The following is an 883-nucleotide window of genomic DNA, read 5'->3' as shown; positions in this document are numbered from 1 at the left end:
ATTTGTTGCTTGAATTCTTGTGAAAAAGTTCTTCGTGTTCTCTTAGACATAAAAATTCCTCCTGGTATGTTTTCTTCTAGTCTACACACCTTAATTTTTCTGTCTAGTTAATTGTAGCCTATCCAATGTATAGTTATATACAAATACTTAGCTTCGGTTGGTATAAACTTAATAAGTGACTTTTTGAGCCAAAAGTAAGGAATTACAAAAAGAGAAAGAAGAGAAGGAAGAATGAAAAAGGTATTATTTGCGGTTAGTTTAGTTGTTAATATAGCACTAGCAGGAGGATTATTTTATACCATTACAGAAATGAATAAGCTTGATGACCAACGGGAAAGCTTAGCAATCAGTAACGAACAATACAAAAGGAAGCTAGATGAAGCTAGCAGCACCAACGTGGACACTCAAGAAGCCGTAGAATCCTCTACAATTGTTTATAGCAATGAATCCAGTGAAACCCTAACAAATTCGGAAAGAAGCACAGCTCCAGCTACAGAAACTGTTTCTCAAAAAGCTACTATAACAATAGGAAGTAAAGTATTCACGTTTATAGTAAATGGCTTGACAATAGAACACGATTCTAGCAGAACAGGAAAAATGACCGAGCTTTCTCATGAGTTTCCAGTGATTGTTACTACTCCTAGTGCTACCCTTAACGGTATATTGGTGCAAGACAACAATGATAATAATTGCTATATAATGGTAGACGGTCAAACTCTATACAGAGGAACATACCAATAAATTTTGAGTCTTAATATGGAATGGCAACAGTTTTTTTGACAAATTTTATAAGGTGCAGAACTTCTTTCCGTATGCTATTCCGATTGTCCTTGACAATGAGCCTCCTCGGATGTGACGATCTTCGGCAGGAGCTAACAGTTAA

The 883-nt window shown here is 35.8% G+C and carries 1 protein-coding gene; it reads left to right on the top strand.

The window, feature by feature from the left end; genetic code table 11:
• The first annotated feature begins 231 nt into the window (after positions 1–231).
• Positions 232–741 (top strand): hypothetical protein, encoded by a 510-nt coding sequence (locus OS138_RS12710; RefSeq protein WP_002295345.1) that lies wholly within the window; start codon positions 232–234, stop codon positions 739–741.
• The last annotated feature ends 142 nt before the right edge of the window (positions 742–883 follow it).

Origin of the sequence: Enterococcus sp. E5-37, from assembly GCF_035726925.1 — a bacterium.
Taxonomy (GTDB): Bacteria; Bacillota; Bacilli; order Lactobacillales; family Enterococcaceae; genus Enterococcus_B; species Enterococcus_B faecium.
This window is presented reverse-complemented; position numbering and strand designations above follow the sequence as displayed.

Bases quoted from the DNA above. Each gene is read 5' to 3' on its own strand.
- OS138_RS12710 (WP_002295345.1), top strand. From the start codon at position 232: ATGAAAAAGGTATTATTTGCGGTTAGTTTAGTTGTTAATATAGCACTA.